Origin of the sequence: Amycolatopsis sp. TNS106, assembly GCF_019330265.1 — a bacterium.
Classification (GTDB): Bacteria; Actinomycetota; Actinomycetes; order Mycobacteriales; family Pseudonocardiaceae; genus Amycolatopsis; species Amycolatopsis lurida.
The window spans coordinates 5,940,361-5,959,155 of record NZ_CP024972.1 but is presented as its reverse complement, the minus strand read 5'-3'; the positions used below and the strand labels follow the sequence as shown (position 1 = coordinate 5,959,155).

19 protein-coding genes and 3 tRNA genes are annotated in these 18,795 nt (G+C 68.4%); 10 read left to right on the top strand and 12 right to left on the bottom strand.

Going from position 1 to position 18,795, the window contains the following annotated elements:
• The first annotated feature begins 13 nt into the window (after window positions 1-13).
• The 4 genes from CVV72_RS27090 to CVV72_RS27075 all read left to right on the top strand — a co-directional run bounded on the left by CVV72_RS27090 (window position 14) and on the right by CVV72_RS27075 (window position 3,976).
• Window positions 14-1,276: a GAF domain-containing protein gene (locus tag CVV72_RS27090; protein WP_219146324.1), complete on the top strand. Its 1,263-nt coding sequence runs from the start codon at window positions 14-16 to the stop codon at window positions 1,274-1,276.
• A gap of 75 nt (window positions 1,277-1,351) precedes the next feature.
• Window positions 1,352-1,510 (top strand): hypothetical protein, encoded by a 159-nt coding sequence (locus tag CVV72_RS27085; RefSeq protein ID WP_219146323.1) that lies wholly within the window; start codon window positions 1,352-1,354, stop codon window positions 1,508-1,510.
• A 106-nt stretch (window positions 1,511-1,616) separates the two neighbouring features.
• The gene (locus tag CVV72_RS27080; RefSeq protein ID WP_219146322.1) at window positions 1,617-3,011 is read left to right on the top strand and encodes a hypothetical protein; all 1,395 of its coding nucleotides are present in this window, start codon (window positions 1,617-1,619) and stop codon (window positions 3,009-3,011) included.
• On the top strand, window positions 3,011-3,976 hold the full coding sequence (locus CVV72_RS27075; RefSeq protein ID WP_219154150.1) for a glutamate ABC transporter substrate-binding protein: 966 nt from the start codon (window positions 3,011-3,013) through the stop codon (window positions 3,974-3,976). The genes CVV72_RS27080 and CVV72_RS27075 overlap by 1 nt, the downstream gene beginning before the upstream one ends.
• Before the next feature lie 43 nt (window positions 3,977-4,019).
• Here the strand turns inward: CVV72_RS27075 and CVV72_RS27070 are convergent, their stop codons facing one another.
• From CVV72_RS27070 to CVV72_RS27055, 4 genes are all read right to left on the bottom strand, one after another.
• On the bottom strand, window positions 4,020-5,504 hold the full coding sequence (locus CVV72_RS27070; protein ID WP_219146321.1) for a hypothetical protein: 1,485 nt from the start codon (window positions 5,502-5,504) through the stop codon (window positions 4,020-4,022).
• Window positions 5,505-5,522: 18 nt separating this feature from the next.
• Window positions 5,523-6,086, bottom strand: coding sequence for a DUF3558 family protein (locus tag CVV72_RS27065; RefSeq protein WP_219146320.1), 564 nt, complete (start codon window positions 6,084-6,086; stop codon window positions 5,523-5,525).
• Window positions 6,087-6,509, bottom strand: coding sequence for a hypothetical protein (locus CVV72_RS27060; protein WP_219146319.1), 423 nt, complete (start codon window positions 6,507-6,509; stop codon window positions 6,087-6,089).
• Window positions 6,510-6,603: 94 nt separating this feature from the next.
• Window positions 6,604-7,356 carry an ESX secretion-associated protein EspG gene (locus CVV72_RS27055; protein ID WP_255632275.1) on the bottom strand — a complete coding sequence of 251 codons (753 nt, stop codon included), beginning with the start codon at window positions 7,354-7,356 and terminating at the stop codon, window positions 6,604-6,606.
• 136 nt (window positions 7,357-7,492) lie between these two features.
• Between CVV72_RS27055 and CVV72_RS27050 the strand changes: the two genes are divergently transcribed.
• The gene (locus CVV72_RS27050) at window positions 7,493-10,147 is read left to right on the top strand and encodes a serine/threonine-protein kinase (protein WP_219146318.1); all 2,655 of its coding nucleotides are present in this window, start codon (window positions 7,493-7,495) and stop codon (window positions 10,145-10,147) included.
• Window positions 10,148-10,213: 66 nt separating this feature from the next.
• Here the strand turns inward: CVV72_RS27050 and CVV72_RS27045 are convergent, their stop codons facing one another.
• From CVV72_RS27045 to CVV72_RS27020, 6 genes are all read right to left on the bottom strand, one after another.
• Window positions 10,214-10,798, bottom strand: a complete 585-nt coding sequence (locus CVV72_RS27045; RefSeq protein ID WP_020633063.1) for a PaaI family thioesterase — start codon at window positions 10,796-10,798, stop codon at window positions 10,214-10,216.
• A 9-nt stretch (window positions 10,799-10,807) separates the two neighbouring features.
• Complete coding sequence (locus CVV72_RS27040) at window positions 10,808-12,223, bottom strand: MFS transporter (protein WP_219146317.1); 1,416 nt, start codon at window positions 12,221-12,223, stop codon at window positions 10,808-10,810.
• A 214-nt stretch (window positions 12,224-12,437) separates the two neighbouring features.
• The gene (locus tag CVV72_RS27035) at window positions 12,438-12,890 is read right to left on the bottom strand and encodes a hypothetical protein (RefSeq protein WP_255632274.1); all 453 of its coding nucleotides are present in this window, start codon (window positions 12,888-12,890) and stop codon (window positions 12,438-12,440) included.
• 4 nt (window positions 12,891-12,894) lie between these two features.
• Window positions 12,895-13,452 carry a SigE family RNA polymerase sigma factor gene (locus CVV72_RS27030; protein ID WP_034310423.1) on the bottom strand — a complete coding sequence of 186 codons (558 nt, stop codon included), beginning with the start codon at window positions 13,450-13,452 and terminating at the stop codon, window positions 12,895-12,897.
• Entirely contained in the window at window positions 13,453-13,806 is a 354-nt protein-coding gene (locus CVV72_RS27025) for a hypothetical protein (protein WP_126732296.1), read from the bottom strand. It abuts the gene before it with no gap.
• Between the two features lie 288 nt (window positions 13,807-14,094).
• The gene (locus CVV72_RS27020) at window positions 14,095-15,336 is read right to left on the bottom strand and encodes an Ig-like domain-containing protein (RefSeq protein WP_219146315.1); all 1,242 of its coding nucleotides are present in this window, start codon (window positions 15,334-15,336) and stop codon (window positions 14,095-14,097) included.
• A gap of 421 nt (window positions 15,337-15,757) precedes the next feature.
• Between CVV72_RS27020 and CVV72_RS27015 the strand changes: the two genes are divergently transcribed.
• Window positions 15,758-15,961, top strand: coding sequence for a cold-shock protein (locus tag CVV72_RS27015; protein ID WP_003097368.1), 204 nt, complete (start codon window positions 15,758-15,760; stop codon window positions 15,959-15,961).
• Between the two features lie 114 nt (window positions 15,962-16,075).
• On the opposite strand, the gene CVV72_RS27010 is transcribed toward CVV72_RS27015, so the two are convergent.
• Entirely contained in the window at window positions 16,076-16,495 is a 420-nt protein-coding gene (locus CVV72_RS27010; protein ID WP_034310430.1) for a hypothetical protein, read from the bottom strand.
• A gap of 514 nt (window positions 16,496-17,009) precedes the next feature.
• Here CVV72_RS27010 and CVV72_RS27005 point away from each other — a divergent pair.
• The 4 genes from CVV72_RS27005 to CVV72_RS26990 all read left to right on the top strand — a co-directional run bounded on the left by CVV72_RS27005 (window position 17,010) and on the right by CVV72_RS26990 (window position 17,781).
• On the top strand, window positions 17,010-17,267 hold the full coding sequence (locus CVV72_RS27005) for a hypothetical protein (RefSeq protein WP_020633070.1): 258 nt from the start codon (window positions 17,010-17,012) through the stop codon (window positions 17,265-17,267).
• A 234-nt stretch (window positions 17,268-17,501) separates the two neighbouring features.
• A tRNA-Glu gene (locus CVV72_RS27000) sits at window positions 17,502-17,574 on the top strand.
• Between the two features lie 28 nt (window positions 17,575-17,602).
• Window positions 17,603-17,676: transfer RNA gene (locus tag CVV72_RS26995), tRNA-Asp, on the top strand.
• A gap of 31 nt (window positions 17,677-17,707) precedes the next feature.
• Window positions 17,708-17,781, top strand: a tRNA-Phe gene (locus CVV72_RS26990).
• A 130-nt stretch (window positions 17,782-17,911) separates the two neighbouring features.
• Here the strand turns inward: CVV72_RS26990 and CVV72_RS26985 are convergent.
• The gene (locus CVV72_RS26985) at window positions 17,912-18,691 is read right to left on the bottom strand and encodes a trypsin-like serine protease (RefSeq protein ID WP_219146314.1); all 780 of its coding nucleotides are present in this window, start codon (window positions 18,689-18,691) and stop codon (window positions 17,912-17,914) included.
• Window positions 18,692-18,795 lie beyond the last annotated feature (104 nt).

The following is an 18,795-nucleotide window of genomic DNA, read 5'->3' as shown; positions in this document are numbered from 1 at the left end:
ACAGAGCAGAGGAGTGGGCCAGGTGCAGCTGGAGGCGGCGCTGCCGGTCGGCGCGGACCCGCGGCGGCACGCGCGTGCCCTCGCCGAGGTACGCGAGGCGGCGCTCGCCGGGACCACGCTCCCGAGTCCTCCGCGAGCGGTCATCGCCGCGTCCTGGCAGCGTATGCGGCATCTCGGGCTGGACCCGGATCGCGGCTCGCCGTCGTCGGCGCTCACCCCGGACCGGCTGGAAGCCCGCCGCCGCCAGAGCGGCCTCGCGGCCGTCCTCCCCGTGCTGCGCGGCGGCCTGATCAGCCTCGCCGAGCAGGCCGCGCACATCATGGCGGTCGTTGACGCCGACGGCCGTGTCCTCTGGCGTGACGGCAGCACCGCGGTCCGCCGCCGCGCCGACGGGCTCGGGTTCGTCGAAGGGGTCGACTGGCACGAGCGCGCCGCGGGCACCAACGCCATCGGGACGGCGCTGGTCGCCAGGCATCCGGTCCAGGTCTACTCGGCCGAGCACTACGTCAGCAACCAGCACGACTGGACCTGCGCCGCCGCGCCGTTGCACGATCCGAGGGACGGCAGGCTGCTCGGCGCCGTCGACCTCTCCGGACCCGCCGCCACCGTGCACCCGACGACCCTCGCCCTGGTCGATACGGTCGCGAAGCTCGCCGAAGCACATCTGCGCACCACCCACCTCTCGGAACTCGAACGGCTGCGCGGCCTGGCCACGCCACTGCTCGCCAAGGTGAAGGGCCGGGCGGTCATCGCCGACCCGCACGGCTGGATCGCGGCCTCGGCCGGGCTCGTCCCGGTCGGCCGGATCGCGTTGCCGGACGACGCCGCCCCCGGTCGCACCTGGCTGCCGGCCTACGGCGAATGCCTGCTGGAGCCGCTGCCGGGCGGGTGGCTCGTCCGGCTTACCGAGGAGGAGGAGGAAGCGCCGCCGACACGGGTCGTTCTCGATCTGCGGTCGTCGCGGGAAAGCATGCTGCGCGTCTCGGGTGCGGCCGGAACCTGGTCGCATCGGCTGAGCCCGCGGCACGCGGAGATGCTGTACGTCCTCGCGCGGCATCGCGAAGGCAGGTCGGCGTCGGAACTGTCGCGCGACCTCTTCGGCGACGCCGGCCGCACCGTCACCGTCCGCGCGGAGATGTCCAGGATGCGGCGGCATTTCGGCGGGTTCCTGCTGGCCAGGCCGTACCGGTTCGACGACGACGTCGAGGTCGTCGTCGAACGGCCGTCCGAGGGCGAGGTGCTTCCGCATTCGGTCGCACCCGCCGTCCGGGGTTGAATCTCCACCCTGGTTCAACCCGGCGACGGTCCCGATCCACCCCGCCGCGTGCCTGACGTCCGTGGCATGGGAAAGATGAACGTGAAAGGCCAGGTGGCGCTGGTCGTAGTGGGGCCCATGGGGAAGCGGGGCAAGCCGCTGCTGACGGACACGATCGCGCCCAGCTGGCTGGTCAAGATCGGTGTGCGCAATCGTGCGGAAGCCGTGCGGCACGGCCTGGAAAAAGGCCTCTGACACCGCCGGGAGATCACGTGCCGATGACACACGCCGGTGTCACTGGCTGCGCTGATCCCGACTCGGATACCTTCTTTGCGGGTAGAGCCAATGGGGAGGATCGGCGATGACGAGCACAGTGACCCGGCCGGGGCCGCCGGGGAGCCCCGAGCCGCCCCCCGCGCCGGGAGGTCGCGGAGGGATCGCCGGGCTGCTCGAACTGCCGGGCAACGGGATCCGCGCGATCGTCCGGTCCGCGGCGACCACGCCGGGCAGGCTGTCGGTGATCGCGATCGGGCTCGTCCTGCTGTCGCTGGTCGCGGGCCTGTTCGGCACGCTGGCCGCGCAGGACAAGAAGGACACGATCAACGGACTGATCGACCACCGCGAACCGCTCGCCGCCGCCGCGCAACAGGTCTACCGCGCGCTTTCGGACGCCGACGCGACCGCGGCCAGTTCGTTCCTCTCCATCGGCACCGAGCCGCTCCCGATGCGCCAGCGGTACGAACGCGACATCGCGGAGGCCGGGGCGGCACTGGCGAAGGCGGCATCGGACTCCTCCGGCGTCGACGAAGCGGCGGAGCGGATCAACACCCTCGGCCGCGAAATCCCGGTCTACACAGGACTGATCGAGACCGCGCGCACCTACAACCGGCAGGGTTTCCCCGTCGGCGCCTCGTATCTGCGGGAAGCGTCCGAGCTGATGCGGGCGAAAATCCTTCCCGCCGCCCAGGACCTGTACCGCATCGACACCGACCGGCTCGCCGCCGAACAGGACGACGCGACCGGGTTCCCTTGGCTGGCAACGGCTTTGGTGCTCGCCCTGCTCGCCGCGCTGATCGTCACGCAGGTGCACCTGACGCGGAAGACCAACCGGCTGCTGAACGTCGGGCTGGTCGTCGCGACGGTGTCGGTGGTGGTGGCCCTGCTGTGGGGCGCGGTCGCGCTGATCGTGCAGAGCTCCCTCGTCGGCAGCGGTGAAGAAGACGGCTCGCACCAGGTGGACGTCCTCGTCCGCGCCCGGATCGCGGCGCTGCAGGCACGAGCCGACGAAACGCTGACCCTCGTCGCCAGGGGTGACGGCGCGGCGTACGAAAAGGACTTCGTCGATCTCGCCGGGCAACTCGGCGGGACGGACGGCCAGGGCGGCCTGCTGGGCGAGGCCCGCGGTCTCGCCGCGGGCGGCGCGGCCGCGGACAAGGTGGACGCGGCCATCCAGGCGGCGTCGGCCTGGTTCAAGGCGCACGGGCAAGTGCGGAAGCAGGACGACGACGGCTCCTACCAGGACGCCGTCGACACCGCCATCCGCGACGACAAGCCGGACGGTGCCGCCAGGGCGTTCCTGCGGCTCGACGAGAACCTGGTGGCCGCGATCAACGTGGGACGACAGGAATTCCTCGACGACACCCGCGGCGCCGAACGCGCGCTGACCCTGCTCGCGCCGGGGATCGCGGTGCTGGCGCTGATCGCGGCGGCGGGGTCCGCGTTGGGAATCCGTGAACGGCTGAGGGAGTACCGGTGATGCGAAACGGTCTGCGAACGGCCGTGCTCGGCGCGGTCTTGGTACTGGCGACGGCTTGTGGCAGCGCGGGGGCGCCGGTCGACCCGGCCCCCGTCGGCGAGGTCGCGCCGCCGCTGCCCGCGAACGTCGGCGGCGCCGACAACGCCGGCGGTGGCGGAACGACCGACACGAGCTGCAACCCGCTGGCCAGCCTGCGGCCGACCAGCGGCACGTCGATCACCAGCGGCTCGACGATGGCGAAGATCAAGGAGAAAGGCAAACTCGTCGCGGGCGTCGACCAGACGACATTCCTGTTCGGTTTCCGGAACCCGACGTCCGGTCAGCTCGAAGGTTTCGACATCGACATGGTCAACGAGATCGCGAAGGCGATCTTCGGCAGCGCGGAGGGGCGCGTCCAGTACCGCGCGATTCCGTCGAAACTGCGGGAAGAAGTGCTCGAGAAGAAGCAGGTCGACATCGTGGTGCGGACCTACAGCATCACCTGCAGCCGACTGAAGAAGGTCAACTTCTCGACCGCGTATTACCAGGCGGGGCAACGGATCCTGGTCGAATCCGGCTCGAAGATCGGGAACCTGGCGGACCTCGGCGGGCGGCGGGTGTGCGCGACCAAGACGTCGACCTCGCTGACGAAGATCGCGGCGGATCCGTCGAAGCCGGTGCCGGTCTCGGTGGACAACTGGTCGGACTGCCTGGTGATGCTGCAGCAGAAGCAGGTCGAGGCCGTGTCGACGGACGACGTCATCCTCGCCGGGATGCTCGCGCAGGATCCGACGCTGAAGATCGTGGGGAGCCGGTTCACCGAGGAGAACTACGGCATCGGTATCCCGAAGGAGAACGAGGACATGGTGCGGTTCGTGAACGCCGTCCTGGAGAACGTGCGCGGCGGCGCGTGGCAGGAAAGCTACGCGAAATGGATCGGGAACAAACTCGAAGGCGGGACGCCGCCTCCGCCCCAGTACAAGTGAGAACGGGCCGTTCGGGATTCGCTCCCGAACGGCCCGCTTCGGCTCAGGGGGACTTCTCGCCGATCACCGGCGGCACCGGCTTCGTTTCGCCTTCGTAGCCGCCGAACAAGACGTCGGCGTCTTCCTCCTGCAGGTAGTTCGGGGCCTTCTTTTCCTTGTCCTCTTCCTTCTGGCCCCTGCCGCCCGGGGCGCCACCGGCACCCATCGCGCCCGGGCCGCCGCTCTTGCCCGCGGCGGCCGCACCACCCCGCGTGATCCGCTCCTCCGGCAGCTTGCCCGCCCCGGACCCGCCGCCCTTGCCCGCGAGCTTCTCGGCCTCACCGGCCGAAACCTTGCCGCCCGCGAGCCGCTCGGCGACGTTGCCCGAGCCGCCGTTGCGCCCGAACCCGCCGCCTCCGCCACTGGTCAACCGGCTCGCCGCGCTGCCGCCCGGCCCGCTCGTCGTCCGGCCGGGCTTACCGCGATACTGCTCGCTGCCCAACCGGCCGAGCCCGCTGGGGCCGGGCGTGTTCAGCGCCGCCAACCCCGGCGTCGGCCCAGGCCGGAACGTCCCCGGCGGCCCGCCGGCCGGCTGACCCGGCGTCGGCCCCCCGGTGTGCCCGCCACCCGTGGTGATCCCGGGCCCCGGCGCCGGTGCGCTCGGACCTCCAGGCCCCGGCGTCCCCGGCCCAGGACCGCTGTTGGGCCCCGGCCCACCGCTGAAGCCGTTGACCTCCGTACCCCCGGAGAACCCGGACGCGGTCGTCGACTCGCCCATTTCCGGCGGCGGGGCGAACGTGGGCTGCTTGGAGTTGACGTCGAAAAGCGACTGGTCGTAGGTGTGCATCACCTGCGCGGCCTGCTGGTGCGCCTGGAACGACTGCTCCTGCTTGGCCGAAATGTTGCCGACCGTGTCCACCGCGCCCGCGAGGTTCCCCGTCGCGAGCTGGTTGAGGGCGTTCTTGTACTCGGCGTTGCGGTCGAAGGGGACCTCTTCGGGCATGGAGTTCTTCGCGGTGGTGGCCGCGGCGGCGGACTGGGAGAACCGGTTGGAGGCGAGGTATGCGCCGTCGCCCGCGGTGTCGGCCCACTTGCTGAGGCTCTTGAAAAACCCGTGCGCGGCCTCTGCGGAGGTCCCCTGCCAGTGGGCACCCTCTTTGTTGGCGGCGGAACTGAGGGCGTTGCTGAAGGTGTTCAGCGCGTTGCCTTGGTTGTTCCAGAGCTCGCCTTTTTGGTCGATCTTCTCGGCGGAGAGGTTGTTGGTGACCATACCGACCAGTTCGCCGTGCGAGTTGCCCTCGTAGCGCTGGCCGGACGGCCCGAGCCCCGCTCGGAACTGCTGGCCGTGAGCGAGAAGCTCGGCCTGCTCGCCCGAATACTCACCCGCCCTCGCCTCCGCTGTCATCCGGGCGGTAACCGAATTGCCTCCGGGACCTTGGGCGACCTCGTCGTAGGTTTCCGCGTAGCGCTTGCCCTCGTACGTCCGGTGTGCCTTGCCGTCGGCACGCGCCAACGAGCCGGCGATCTCCTGGCCGAGGTTCTCCGCCATGGTCCCCTCCCTATCCGTTCAGTTCACTCTGGGCAGTTTGGGCGCGATCTGCTCGGCCATCGTTTTCACGACGGAGCAGGCCTCGTCGCTGGTTCCACTGTTCGCCATAGCGATGGACACTGTCGCCCTGGCGGTCGCGGTCACCGAGATTCCGATCATGCAACTCCCTTTACCCGCGTTGCCTTTGATCTCGACCGCATCGCGGCCGTCGATCGTCGTCGGGCTTTTGGTGCCGCCGTTCAACTTGAGGTCCGTGATCCCGGCATTGGGAACCAGATAGGCCGAGACGCTCCCATAGCGGGACTTGCTTGTGCCGCAACCATTGTCGCTTTGGTAGGTCTCGACTTGAACCGGATCGAAGCCCTGCGATGAAGTAATCGGCTCGAGCAAGTCGCATGCCTTCAGATCGGCGAAGACGTCCTTCGGCGGTTCGGAACTTTTTTGCTCCCCGCTTGAAGGTGCTTGCGATGACGGAGTGGGAGAGCCTCGATTTTCCGTCGTACAACCCGCGACGTACGAAAGCGTGGCCATCAGTGTCAGCAGGGCGACGAGCTTCAAGGTTTTCGGCCGACTGTGGCGCATCTAGTAAATTTCCTTGCCGATTTTGGACAGGTCCATGCTGCCCGCATGGTCGCTGGACTTGTATTTGCTCATCGCCGTGTCGATGGCCGAGACTGCGCGTTCGACCACGGCTTGCAGGGTTTCGAGCTGTGTTTTCGCGGATTGCCCGTCGCCTTCGGCGATCAAGGACATGTGCTGACCGACCTGGCCGGCGTACGGGCTTCCGCCAAGCTCGGGGGACTGACCGAGGCCGTCGAAATGGTTGCGGTTCTTGGCCCAGCTTTCCAGATAGTCCTGCAGGGCCGCCTTGTAGGCGTTCCCCATCTCCTCGCTGACCGCGAACCGCCCCTCCTTCGCAGCCGTCACCATCCGGTCGGCCTGCGCCGAGAAGTCGCCCAGAATGTCCGAGAAGTTGCCCGGCGGTCCGCCGGCACCTTCAGTCATGGTCTCTCCCCTGTACCAAGTCCCGGTTACTCATAGCGCTCGTCAGATCACGATATCAGCGGAAACGGCCCGCAAGAACGCCTTCCGGCGCGGATCACGCGCTGCCGACGCGGGCGGCTTCGACCAGGTCGTGGACCCATCGTGCCAGGTGAGAGCCGCTCGTCGGGGTGAACGTGCGGCGGACTTCGCCGTCGGGGAAGCGGTCAGTGGCGAGCATGAAGCGGCCCTGAACGCTGTCGAACCACTGGACGCTCTTCTGCTGCGGTTTGCCCCGGTCGTCGCGCAGGGTGACGCTGACCGTGCCCAGCCGCGCGAGGGGGTGCTCGAAGAAACGGCCGGCGGCGCCCAGTCGGAGGTTGTCCGGGTCCTCGTCGAACGGGTCGTCCGGTCGTTTGGACGGGGGGAGTGTGCTGGACGTCGTCACCCGTCCGGGGAAGGGTTGCAGCGACGGCAGGTAACCGAGGAGGGTCGCGACGACCTGTTCGGGGTAGACCGGCTCGAAGAGGATATCGAATCCGCGTTGCTGGCTCACCACACCCAGGCGACTGTTCCACGCGCCCCGGTAGAGGTATTCGGCGTCCTGCTCGACCTCGTGCGCCTCCATGGTGAGAACGAAGTCGCCGGTGGCCCAGAGGCGGAGGGTCTGGTCGTGATCGCGCAGGAGTTCACCACCGCGGGCGAAGCCCCGGTCGGCCAGCCCGGCCCAGATCTCTTCGCGGTGCCGCTCACGTTCGGAGATGGTGGTCCCGACGGTCGGGATCTCGAAGGGCAGTACGAATCTGCCGAGCCCGAGATCTTCGAGTACGACGTCGAGCTGGGCCATCGACATCGAAAATGACGCAGGCACCGGTCCCTCCCCCTCATCACCTGCTGAATCGGTTCTCCACCGCACCGTAGCGGGTTCGACCCGGCGCGGACACGACCTGCCTGCTCACCACTAGGATCGGGGATGACGCCGTCGCGGGGATTTCGGGAGGTAGCCAGTGTCGGAAGAGCCGCGCCGTCCTCGGCACGCAGCGCCGGACGACGCCACGCCGGACCGTGAGGCGGAGTCCGCCTCCTGGACGCCGCCGGCGCCGGTCCGCTGGGAGACGCCCGAACCGTCCATTTCCGGCAGGCTCGATCTCTCCGATCCGTCGCGGCCCAAGCAGGAGCCCACGCCGGAGAGAGACGCCGAGCGCACGGCCATCAACGCGCCCGTCCAGCGGCCGCAGACTCCGCCGCGCGGCCGGCAGCGGCCGATCCCTGGCGCCGAGGATCCGACGCGTCCGCCGGGCGACATGGCCCCGGTGAGTCCGAAGAACCAGGCGCCCGCCGACGCGCCGCAGCCGACCAGCGTGCTCGCCTCGCCGGCGCCGGAGACGCAGAGCATCATGCCGCCGACGCCGCGCGTCGACAACGGACCCGGGCAGCTGCCGGATCCGGGCACGGAGAGCGTCCTCCCCGAACGATCCAGCGAAAGCCGTGGAACCGGCACCGGCACCGGATCGGGCAGCCGCGGCACGGGCACCGGCACCGGAACCGGCTCGTTCCCCGGCACCGCGCGCCGGACGTCGTCCCGCACGTCCCGTCGTGGCCGCCTCGGCGCGGGGCTCGTCGACGTCCCGCAGGTGCCGTACCGCGACCCGGCGTCCGCGGTCCTCGAGAACCCGATGGTGTCGGAGGAGAAGCGCTTCTGCGGTAGTTGCAGCGCCAAGGTCGGCCGCGGCAAGGACGGCAAGCCCGGCTCGCCCGAGGGCAACTGCGAGAAGTGCGGCAACCCGTTCTCCTTCGTTCCGAAGCTGCGGCCGAACGAGATCGTCGGCGGCCAGTACGAGGTCCTCGGCGCGCTCGCGTACGGCGGGCTCGGCTGGATCTATCTCGCGCAGGACCACAACGTCAGCGACCGCTGGGTGGTGCTCAAGGGCCTGATCGACACCGGCGACGCCACCGCGATGGCGGCCGCTGCCAACGAGCAGCGGTTCCTCGCCGAGGTCGAACACCCCAACATCGTCAAGATCCACAACTTCGTACAGCACCCGGACGGCGACACCGGCAATTCGGTCGGCTACATCGTCATGGAGTACGTCGGCGGCCAGTCGCTGCGCCAGCTCGCGCTCGCGCACCACCGCGAGACGAAGCGCCCGGAGCCGCTGCCGATCGGCCAGGTGATCGCCTACGGGCTCGAGATCCTGCCCGCCATGGGCTACCTGCACGGCCAGAACCTGCTGTACTGCGACCTCAAGCCCGACAACGTCATCCAGACGCACGAACAGCTCAAGCTGATCGACCTCGGCGCGGTCCGCCGCATCGACGACTACGAGAGCCCGCTGTTCTTCACCACCGGCTACAGCGCGCCCGAGCTGGCGACGCATGGCGCTTCGGTGGCGTCGGACCTGTACACGGTCGGCCGCACGCTCGCCGTCCTCAGCTTCGAATTCTCCGGCTACACCACCAAGTACAAGACGACCCTGCCCGGCCCGGACGTCGTCCCGTTGTTCGCGCTCTTCGGTTCGTACTACCGGTTCCTGAAGCGCGCGACGCATACGGACCCGGATCGCCGGTTCATCGCGGCCGAGGAGATGGCCGACCAGCTGACCGGTGTGCTCCGCGAGATCATGGCGCTGGGTACCGGGAAGCCGCGCCCCGGCGCTTCGACCGTGTTCGGGCCGGAGACGCGTACGTTCGGCGTCGACATGGTCGTCCCGGAGCACGGCGGGAGTGTGCCGTTGCCGGATCCCGGCGAGGTGGTCGCGGGTCTGCCGATCCCTCAGGTCGACACGGACGACGCGGCGGCGGGCGTGCTCGCGTCGACGGTCGCGCTCGATCCCAAGGGGGCGATCGAGTCGCTGGCCGGCGCGCCGCGCGAGTCGATCGAGGTCCGGTTGCGCATCGTCCGCGCCCGGATCGAGCTGGGTGAGCTCGTCGAGGCACAGCGGCAGCTGCAGGCGGCGCAGTACCTCGCGATCAAGGCGGGCTTCCCGCACGACTGGCGGATCGACTGGTACCGCGGGCTGATCGAGCTCGCGGGCGGCCGGTCCCGCGTCGCGCACGTCGCTTTCGAAGCGGTTTACGACGACCTGCCCGGCGAGATCGCGCCGAAGCTGGCGTTGGCCGTCAGCGCGGAAGGCGTCGGGGACTACTTCGGTGCCGCGCGCTACTACGAGCTGGTGTGGCGAACGGACCGGTCGTACGTCAGCGCCGCCTTCGGCCTCGCTCGCGTGTACCTCGCGCAGGGCGCCAGGGCGAGCGCGATCGAGGTGCTCGAAGCCGTCCCGGCGTCTTCGACGCATTATGTCGCCGCGCAGGTGGCCGCGATCAAGATCAAGACCAGGATCAACGGCGGCGGCAAGGACCCGGTGATGGTGTCCGAGCGGGATCTCGTCGACGCCTCGACCAGGCTGGAGCGGCTGCAACTCGACGCCGAACGTCGCACGCGTTTGTCCGCGGAGGTCCTCGAAGCGGCGTACGGCTGGCTCAACTCGCAGAACCGGCCGACGCCGGGGGCGAAGGTGCTGGGCTGTGACCTGGACGAACGAGACCTGCGGTTCGGGCTCGAGCGCTGTTACCGGACGCTTGCCCGGCTGGCAGGCTCGGTCGACCAGCGTGTCGAACTCGTCGACAAGGCGAACGCGATCCGGCCCCGCACCCTCACCTAGCCCGCAATTCGTCATCTGGATGCGGTAGTTCGTCCCACGAACCACCGCATTCGGATGACGAAACGCTCAGGGGTTGATGTCCCATTCGCGTTCGCGCTTGGCCTTTTCGTGGGCGGCGGCGAGCTTCTGCAGCGCCTCGGGATCCCCGTGGGTGCTGAAGTGCTCGAACTCGACCCGCACGAACAGTGCCCTCGCGCGCACCGCGACAGGGCCGTCTTCGGCGTCGAGCCGTCCGTCGGCGCTCACGTAGATCTTCCGGCCGGCGACGCCGTCCAGTTTCGTGGCGATGTACAGGGTCGAACCGACCGGGACCGGCCGGAGGAAGTCCGTCTCCAGCTTCCCGGTGACCGCGGGGCGGCGCAGCAGGTTGCCGACGGTCGCGCCGAGCGCCTCGTCGAAGGCGCAGGCGAGGAGGCCGCCGTGGGCGAGGCCGGGCGCACCCTGATGGGCGGAGGTGACGGTGAACTTGGAGTACACCGTCGTCCCTTCGCCCACCGTCGAATGCAGGTGGAGCCCGGCCTCGATCTCGTCGCCGCACCCGAAACACTCACCGAAGTGGATGCCGAGGTGACTGCCCGGCTGCGGGGCTTTCGGATGAACGGTCGCCGGTTCGACTTCGACCGGCGGCCACGGCTGCGAGATACGGCTCATGGAAAGACGTTAACTCGCCGGTAGCTCCGAGGCGCCGCCGGGAGTGGCCGGTTCCGGCTTCCGGCGCCGGATGATCCGCGAACTCACGATGCGGCGCAGCGACACCCCGGCCGTCTCCGGCAGCAGCAGGATCGGGATGGCCGCGATCGCCGCCGCGCCCATCAGGTAGTACGCGGGCCACAGGTTGTCGCCGGTGGACTTCACCAGGCTGCCGATGATGTACGACGCCGTGCCGCCGAACGCGGCGGTGGAAACGCTGTACCCGATGGAGAAACCGCCGTAGCGCTCCTGAGTCGGGAACATCGCCGGCAGCGTCGCCGCCAGCACGGCGAGGATCAGCACGAGCGGTACCGCGATCATCACCAGGCCGAGCATGAGCTGCCAGGCGTTCTGATCGTCCGCGGCCGCGCCCATCAGCGAGAACGCCGGGATCGGGAACACCAGGAAGCTCGCACAACTCGCGATCAGGATGGGTTTTCGGCCGATCTTGTCGGACAGGATGCCGACCGGCACGATCAAGATCAGCATCAGCGCGATGGTCGCCAGGATGATCAGCAACGGCGCGTGCCCGCTGAACCCGACGACGTCCTTGAGATAGGTCTCCAGGTACGTGATCACGATGTAGTCGGCGACGTTCAGCATCACCACGATGCCGATCAGGTGCAGGATCGACGTCCAGTGCTTCTTGAGCAGCGCCTTCAGCGGCGACTTCTCGACCTGGTTCTTCTTCTCGATCTCCTGGAACAGCGGAGTGTCCTCCAGCTTGTTCCGCAGGTAGAGACCGATGATGCCGAGCGGGCCCGCGATCAGGAACGGCAGGCGCCAGCCCCATTCGCGCATGGCCTCGTCGCCGAGGACGACGGTGAAGATCGTGACGAAGCCGGCGCCCATCGCGAACCCGACGAGCGTGCCGAACTCCAGCCAGCTGCCCCAGAATCCCCGGCGCCGGGCGGGCGCGTACTCCGCGATGAACGTCGCCGCGCCGCCGTACTCACCGCCCGCCGAGAAGCCTTGGATGGTGCGCAACAGGATCAGCAGGACGGCCGCGGCCGGGCCGATCGTGGCGTAGGACGGCAACAAGCCGATGATGAACGTCGACCCGGACATCAGGATGATCGTCAGCGCGAGCACCTTCTGGCGCCCGATCTTGTCCCCCAGCGGACCGAACACGAAGCTGCCGAACGGCCGCACGATGAAGGTGATCGCGAGGACCGCGAAGGTCGCCAGCGCACCTTCCGAAGTGCTCGAAGCGTTGAAGAAGACCTGCCCCAGGATGGCGGGCATGAAGCCGAAAACACCGAAGTCGTACCACTCGATGCAGTTACCCATCGCCGCTCCGGCGACGGCCTTTCTGATCTGCTCAGGTGGGGCCTCCGCCGGTTCCCCTTTTTCCTGATGTGACGCGCTCAGCGCCTCTTCGGCCATGGGTTTGACCTCCCGACCCACCCGTTTACTTACCCATCGTCGAGGGTTTGTTCCCCCGACCGTAGGCGTTCAAACGTGCTGGTTCAGCGCTTTGGATCGGCCGCGCGAGCACCGTTCCCCCAAATCGGTGACGAAGCACCAGGTGAAGCCAGTGTCGGAGAATTTCCGATTACTTTGGGTCACATCCTGCGAATCGGACGTTCCGGGCAGGAGGTCAGCGGGTCGTGACCGCCGTCGGCGGTTCGCTCGGCTGCTTCGTCGGAGTGGGCCCTGGTGGGACGGCCGTCGTCGTGCGGCCCGGCTGGACGGTCCGGGGAACCGAACGGGTCTGCCCGGGTTTCGGCGTCGTCTCCGAAACGGGTGGTTCCTGCGGAGCGACCTCCGGCCGTGGAGTCTCGGAAGGCGCGGGCGAGACCGGTGCGGGGGCGATGGTCGAAAGGCCCGGCACCGCCGGCTGTACCGGCGTGGAACCCTCGCCACCACGACCGCCGACGGCGATCGCGCCGAACACGATCACCGCGACCGTCGCCAGCGAACTCCCCGCCACCGCCAGTCGTTTGCGTCGTCGCCGGATCCGGCCACCCCGCTCGATGATGTCCGCCGCCCGGATACCCAGCGGGGGACCGCTCACCCCGTGCGAAAGCACGCCTTTGATGTCCTCGTCCATCTCCTCACCTCCCATCGTCGTGCGCTCCGCTCAAGGCCAGTTCGCTGAAATGCGGTCCGAGCCGCTTGCGCAGGGTCGCCAGGCCCCGCGCGGCCTGGCTCTTCACGTTCCCGGTGCTGCAGCCCAGCGCCGCGGCCGTCTCTTCGACGCCGAGATCTTCGAAGTAGCGCAGCACCAAAACGGCCCGCTGCTTCGGGGCGATACCGGAGAGGGCGTGCCTGACCAGCATCTCCTGTTCGGTGCCACCCGCCTCGCCCGGGACGTCGGGAAGAGTGTCGGTGAGCTTCTCCCGTTTGCGCCACACGCGCCGATGCTCGGAGAGGAAGGTCCGCAGCACGATCTTGCGCGCGTAGCCGTCGAGCGCGTCGTGCCGGGAGAGCCTCGGCCAAGCCAGGTACAGCTTCAGCAGCGCGGCCTGGGTGATGTCCTCGGCCTGGTGCCAGTCACCGCACAGCAGGTACGCGGTGGCACGCAGATTGTGCGCGCGCTCGTCGAAGTACCGGGCGAACTCGCCGTCCCACGGCGAGCCCGTCCCGGTCTTCGACGAGCGGCTCAGCGACACCTAGTTACCGGCTCCTTCGACGATGGCGGGGAGGTGCAGATCCCCGGTCGGCCCGGCGGGAACGGCCTTGGGCACGCGGTGCTCACCCGGCTTCACGACGCCGGGGCGGGTCGTCTGCGGGGCAGGCTCCGGACGCGCCGGGGCGGTGGTGGCGCGGGTCGGTTCGCCCGGTGCCGCGGTGGGGGCCTTGGTCGGCGGCTGGGGCGCCTGAGTGGCCGTCGGCGACGGGGCGCTCTGATCGGCCGACGCCAGCGACGTGGTCGCGAAGGCGGCGCCGCCCGCCAGCAGCAGCGCGCCGAGGGAAAGAGCGATACGAGTACGCAAGAGTGTCTCCTCGATCCGGGCGCCGCTCATTGGCCGCGGCGCCTTACGTCGTTAGACATGCGTCCCGCCCCACCTTCGGTTGCAGTGTCTTTTTCCGCGCGCTGACGGAAAGATTTCGCCGGGCGCTCGACCGCTGGTCAGCGGCGGTTCGCCGGTCAGGCGCCCGGCAAAATATTTCCGTGGCCTCCGGCCAAAGGAGGCGCGCGGGGTGAAGTCTTCCCGTCGCGCTGACGCGCTCCCGGAAGACAGGTCCTCGGTCAAGCACGAACGGCCGGGAGACTTGTGAGTCTCCCGGCCGCCCGGTTCCATGGAAGTACTTCAGCTCGCGAGAGCGGACAGCTTGGTCCACTCGTCCCAGGAGTAGGTCCAGTCGCTGTAGTCGCGCGCCCGGTTGATCTTCACCGTGCTGCCCTCGATCTCGACGGGGTCGCCGACCAGGGCGCCGTCCATGTACGCCTTGGCGTTCGCCGGCGCCAGGTTCACGCAGCCGTGCGAGATGTTCTTCTTGCCCTGCGCCCAGATCGAGGGCGCGTAGCCGTGGATGAACTCGCCGTTGGTCGAGAACCGCACCGCGGACGGGACGACGATGTTCTCGTAGTTGTAGCGCTCGTTGGTCATCGAGTACGTGTCGTGCTTGGACATCACCACGTGCGTGCCGCTCGGCGTGACCCGGCCCGGGTCGGCGTCGAGGCCGTAGCTGGCCGGATAGTCCGCGATCTGCTGCCCGTCACGGATCACCATGAGCCGGTGGGTCTGGGTGTTGCCCTTGACGATCTGCGAGCGGCCGATCGTGAAGCTCGCCGAGCGGTCTTCTTTGCCGTACACGCCTTCGCCGATCTTGACGCCGTAGATCTTGGCGTTGAACTTCACCGTGGTGCCGGGCTGCCAGTAAGCCTTCGGCCGCCAGTGCACCGAGGTGTCGTCGTGGACCCAGGCCCACGATCCCTCGGTCTTCGGCGTGGTCTCGACCGACAGCGCCTTCTCGACCGACGCCTTGTCGGTGACCTTGCTCGGGAACGTCAGCGTGATCGGCATGGCGACGCCGTACGTCTGCCCGTCGAAGACGTTGATGTTCGCGCCCACCTGCTTGCGCGGCTTGACGGTGGTGAAGTTGCCGCCGATCTCGACGGGTTTGCCGTCGGTGCCGGTGGCCTTGCCGGACCACGTGTACGCCTTGCCGTAGCCGAGCTGTTCGGTGGTGGACCAGCTCTTCTTGTCCTCGGACGGCTGGCCCGCGACCTGCTTGCCGTCCGGATTGGTCAGCACGACCTGGTCGAGCGTGCCGTCGGCGACGGTGACCTTGATGGGCTGCCCCGGCGCGACGTCCTGCGCACCGGCGGCGGGCTCGTACGTCAGTTTGGCGGGGGCGGGCGCCTTCCCGCCGGTGTCACTGCTGACCGGTCCGCCGCCGTCCGGCCCGCTGGCCGACACGGTCGGCTCGCTGCTGCACGCCCCCAGCGTCAGAACGGCCACCAACCCCAGTGCCGCGAACGCCGCCCGGCGGCGCGCGGTTTCCGAAAACCTCAAAGCTTCCCCTTTGCTCCCCTGTACACCGACCATGACGTCCGGACCGCCCCTTAAGTTGATCCCACGGAGAGTGATGCGAGTCACAATCGGGTGGGCCGTGGTTCACGATCGGGGCATGACCGACTTCGGTCCGTGTCCGGCGATGACCTGAGGTCGGCGCGCGGCGAAAGGGTAGCGAGGGGGTCCGGCAGAAGCCGGATCGGCATACGACGTTCCGGTGACCTTGGTACTTGGGGGCGCCCAGAGTCCGATCACGGGCTTCAAATATGGCCAGATCCCGGTACGCTGCCATCAGGCCGTCGTTTTGCGTGTTCGTGGCTTCACACTCGCGGAACTTCTGACGCGAGCCATGAGCCGGTGACGCGCTCTTCGCTCGACTCGTTGGAACCGCCCGGGACGGTCTGGGTGTCGCTTCGGAGGCACTCGAAGCGGATGTGCAACGAGGAGTAAAGCGGTGGCGCAAGGCACTGTGAAGTGGTTCAACGCGGAGAAGGGCTTCGGCTTCATCGCGCAGGATGGCGGCGAGGGCGACGTCTTCGTTCACTACTCGGAGATCGAGGGTCGCGGTTTCCGCACGCTCGAGGAGAACCAGCGAGTGGAGTTCGAGGTCGGTCAGGGCCAGAAGGGCCCGCAGGCCCAGAAGGTCCGCGCGATCTGAGTCCGCCCTTCAGGCGTTGCTCAGACTGATCGGAAAAGCCCCCGGCGATCGCCGGGGGCTTTTCTCTTGCCTTGAAGGCTTCTTCTGTTGTGCTGTTCCGTTCCGGGCGACGGGTCAGCGGGGGACGGGCTGCTCCCACGCGTTGGCGTCGAAGCGGAATTCGTCGGTGTGGGCTTCCTCGTGGCGGCGCTGCTGGGCCGAGTTGGCCTGCGACTCCCACGAGAGGCGCTCGAGGATCCATTCCTGCGCCAGCGCCTGCGGCGACAGGTTGCGCTCGGCGGCGGCGTCCTTGAGCTGTTCGCAGGCGATGAGGTTCATGCGCAGCTGGAACACCTGTGCTTCACCGAAGCGCTTGCCGGTGCCGGTGCTTTCCGGGTCGTTCTCAGGGGCGAGGGCACGAAGGTAGCTGGTGAGCTCCGTGTCTTCGACGACCGCTTCGGCCTCCTTGGAGGCGGAGTTGCGGTGACGACCGGGGTTGACCGGCTTCAGGTTCGTGCGGCTGCCGCTACGACGGCTCAAGGAAGGAAGGGGCACCGGGCCACGATAACGGTTCGGTCTCGGCAAACCAACCACAGTGAGCCACGACACACCCATTTATTTGTCTCGAATGGCCCAACCCCGACAGGAAAACCTTTTCCCGTGATCACCACCCGCAACCGGAAGAGGAAAAACCAACGGGACCGGACCTGGGCTGCCAACCGCCGCCGCCAGGAACCTGGGGTCTGGGGGTGGCCCCCAGAAAACGGAGCGACCCCCGCGCCAGGGGGAGGAACGCGGGGGTCGGAGGGGATCTCCACAGGCGCTGACCGGGGGTGTGTCAGCAAATCGATTGTTGCACGGTTTGCTGAGAAGGGCGAGTGGGCGCGGGCAGAATTCCGGGCAGGGCGCCACCTGTGGTTCGCCTGGGGTTCATGTGGCGCGGACATACGCGTGCTCGCTCTGCGTTGTGCGGAGCGTGGCGACAGGTTCACTCTCCGGGGGGCTGTGTGTCGCGGCCGGCTCTGGCTAGCCTCGCGGCCAAGCTGTTCGTTGGCCGTCTGGAGGAACCATGGGTGGGTCTGTGGAAGTTCGACAGTTCCTCCTTCGGTACGAAGGTGCCGATGGGGGAAGCTCGACGACGTTGGCCGGTGGTCTGCCGGCGCAGCGCACCGGTCAGGGGGACGCGCAGCGCGTGTCCGACGACCAGGTGCGCCGTGCCCGGCTGGCGGTGGCCAACGGGGCGTTGGGTGTCGATGACTGTGTCCAGCTGCTGGACATGCTGGGGTTGACGCTGGACGAGGACGGGCAGGCGCCCGTTCAGCGCTGAGTTCGTTCACGGGGCCCGGCCGCGCGGAGTGTGCCGCGCGGCCGGGCTTCGTTTCAGGTCCGGACGGCGGCTCGGGCCTGATATCCTGAAGTCACCGCGTTCTCGCAGGTCCCAGCCCTGTGAACAACTAAGGGACCCCCTGTGCGGAAGCGGAATCGGGGGTGTCCTATAGTTATGTTCGCTCCCGGGGACACCGGAGAGCGCGGGTCGGTCGGTTCGCCGAAACCGAACCGGGCTCCCATCGTCCAGCGGCCTAGGACTCCGCCCTTTCAAGGCGGCAACGCGGGTTCGAATCCCGTTGGGAGTACGCAGTACAGTTACAAAGCAGTATGCAAGGCCCTGTGGCGCAGTTGGTTAGCGCGTCGCCCTGTCACGGCGAAGGTCGCGGGTTCGAGTCCCGTCAGGGTCGCAAGATCGTTCGGCTCCTTGCCGGCGTTCCCGGCCAGGTAGCTCAGTTGGTACGAGCGTCCGCCTGAAAAGCGGAAGGTCGCCGGTTCGACCCCGGCCCTGGCCACCGCTCAACGAACCGCCTTGATCCAGATCAAGGCGGTTTTTTCATGCCTGGGGCGGATTCACGCGACCGCGCGGTGGCGACCGATGTCGCAGGAGCATCGGGCGCCACCGCGCGGTGCGGGACTCGGCGTCTACTTACCGGTCTGCTGCTTGATCCAGTCGCCGAACGCGGTCACGTCGGTGTAGATACCCGGCATCTCCGGGCAGCTCGCGGTCTGACCGCGGCTGGTGGCGCCGACCAGGGTCCACTTGTCACCCGACTTCACGACGGCGGGGCCGCCCGAGTCGCCGTAGCAGGCGCTCGCCTTGCCGCCCTGGTTGTCCATGCACAGCTCGGTCTGCGCGTCGTAGGCGCCGGAGCCGGAGCATCCGCTGTCTTCGGCGATCTTGGTGTCGAGCTGCTGGAGCACCACCGGTGCTTCACCACAGCCGCGCGTGGGGCAGGTCAGTCCCCAGCCGATCTCCCGCACGTCGGTACCCGCGGCCGGGGACTGGCCGATCTCGATCGGCGCCGCCTCCGCCGGCTTGGTCAGGTGCACCAGTGCGATGTCGTACGGGCCCGAGCCGTCGTACTTCTCGTGGACCACGAACTTGTCCACCTCGGCGACCTCGCCGCCCTTGGTGTGGTCGGTGGTGTTGAGGCGGTACTGCCAGTTCGACGGCTGCTCACCCTCGACGCAGTGCGCGGCGGTCACCAGCCACTCCGGTGAGATCAGGGACGCACCGCAGTTGTGGTCACCGCTCTTGGTCTGCATGGACGCCATGAAGCTGTAGGTCTCGGTCGCGTCCACACCGCCCACGATCAGCGGCTGAACGCCCGAGGGCGGTTCGGCGGCGGAAGCCGGCATCGCCAAGCCGAGTACGGCGGCCGCTCCGGTCAGCAGACCGGCGACGAGGGTACGAGTCCTCATCTGCTTTCTCCTTCCATACCGGTGTGTTTCACCGGCTCACTCCGGAAGGGTGGCCAATCGTCACTCGTCCGTGGAAGTGACGAAAGTCGGTGGCCGTTGCCAGT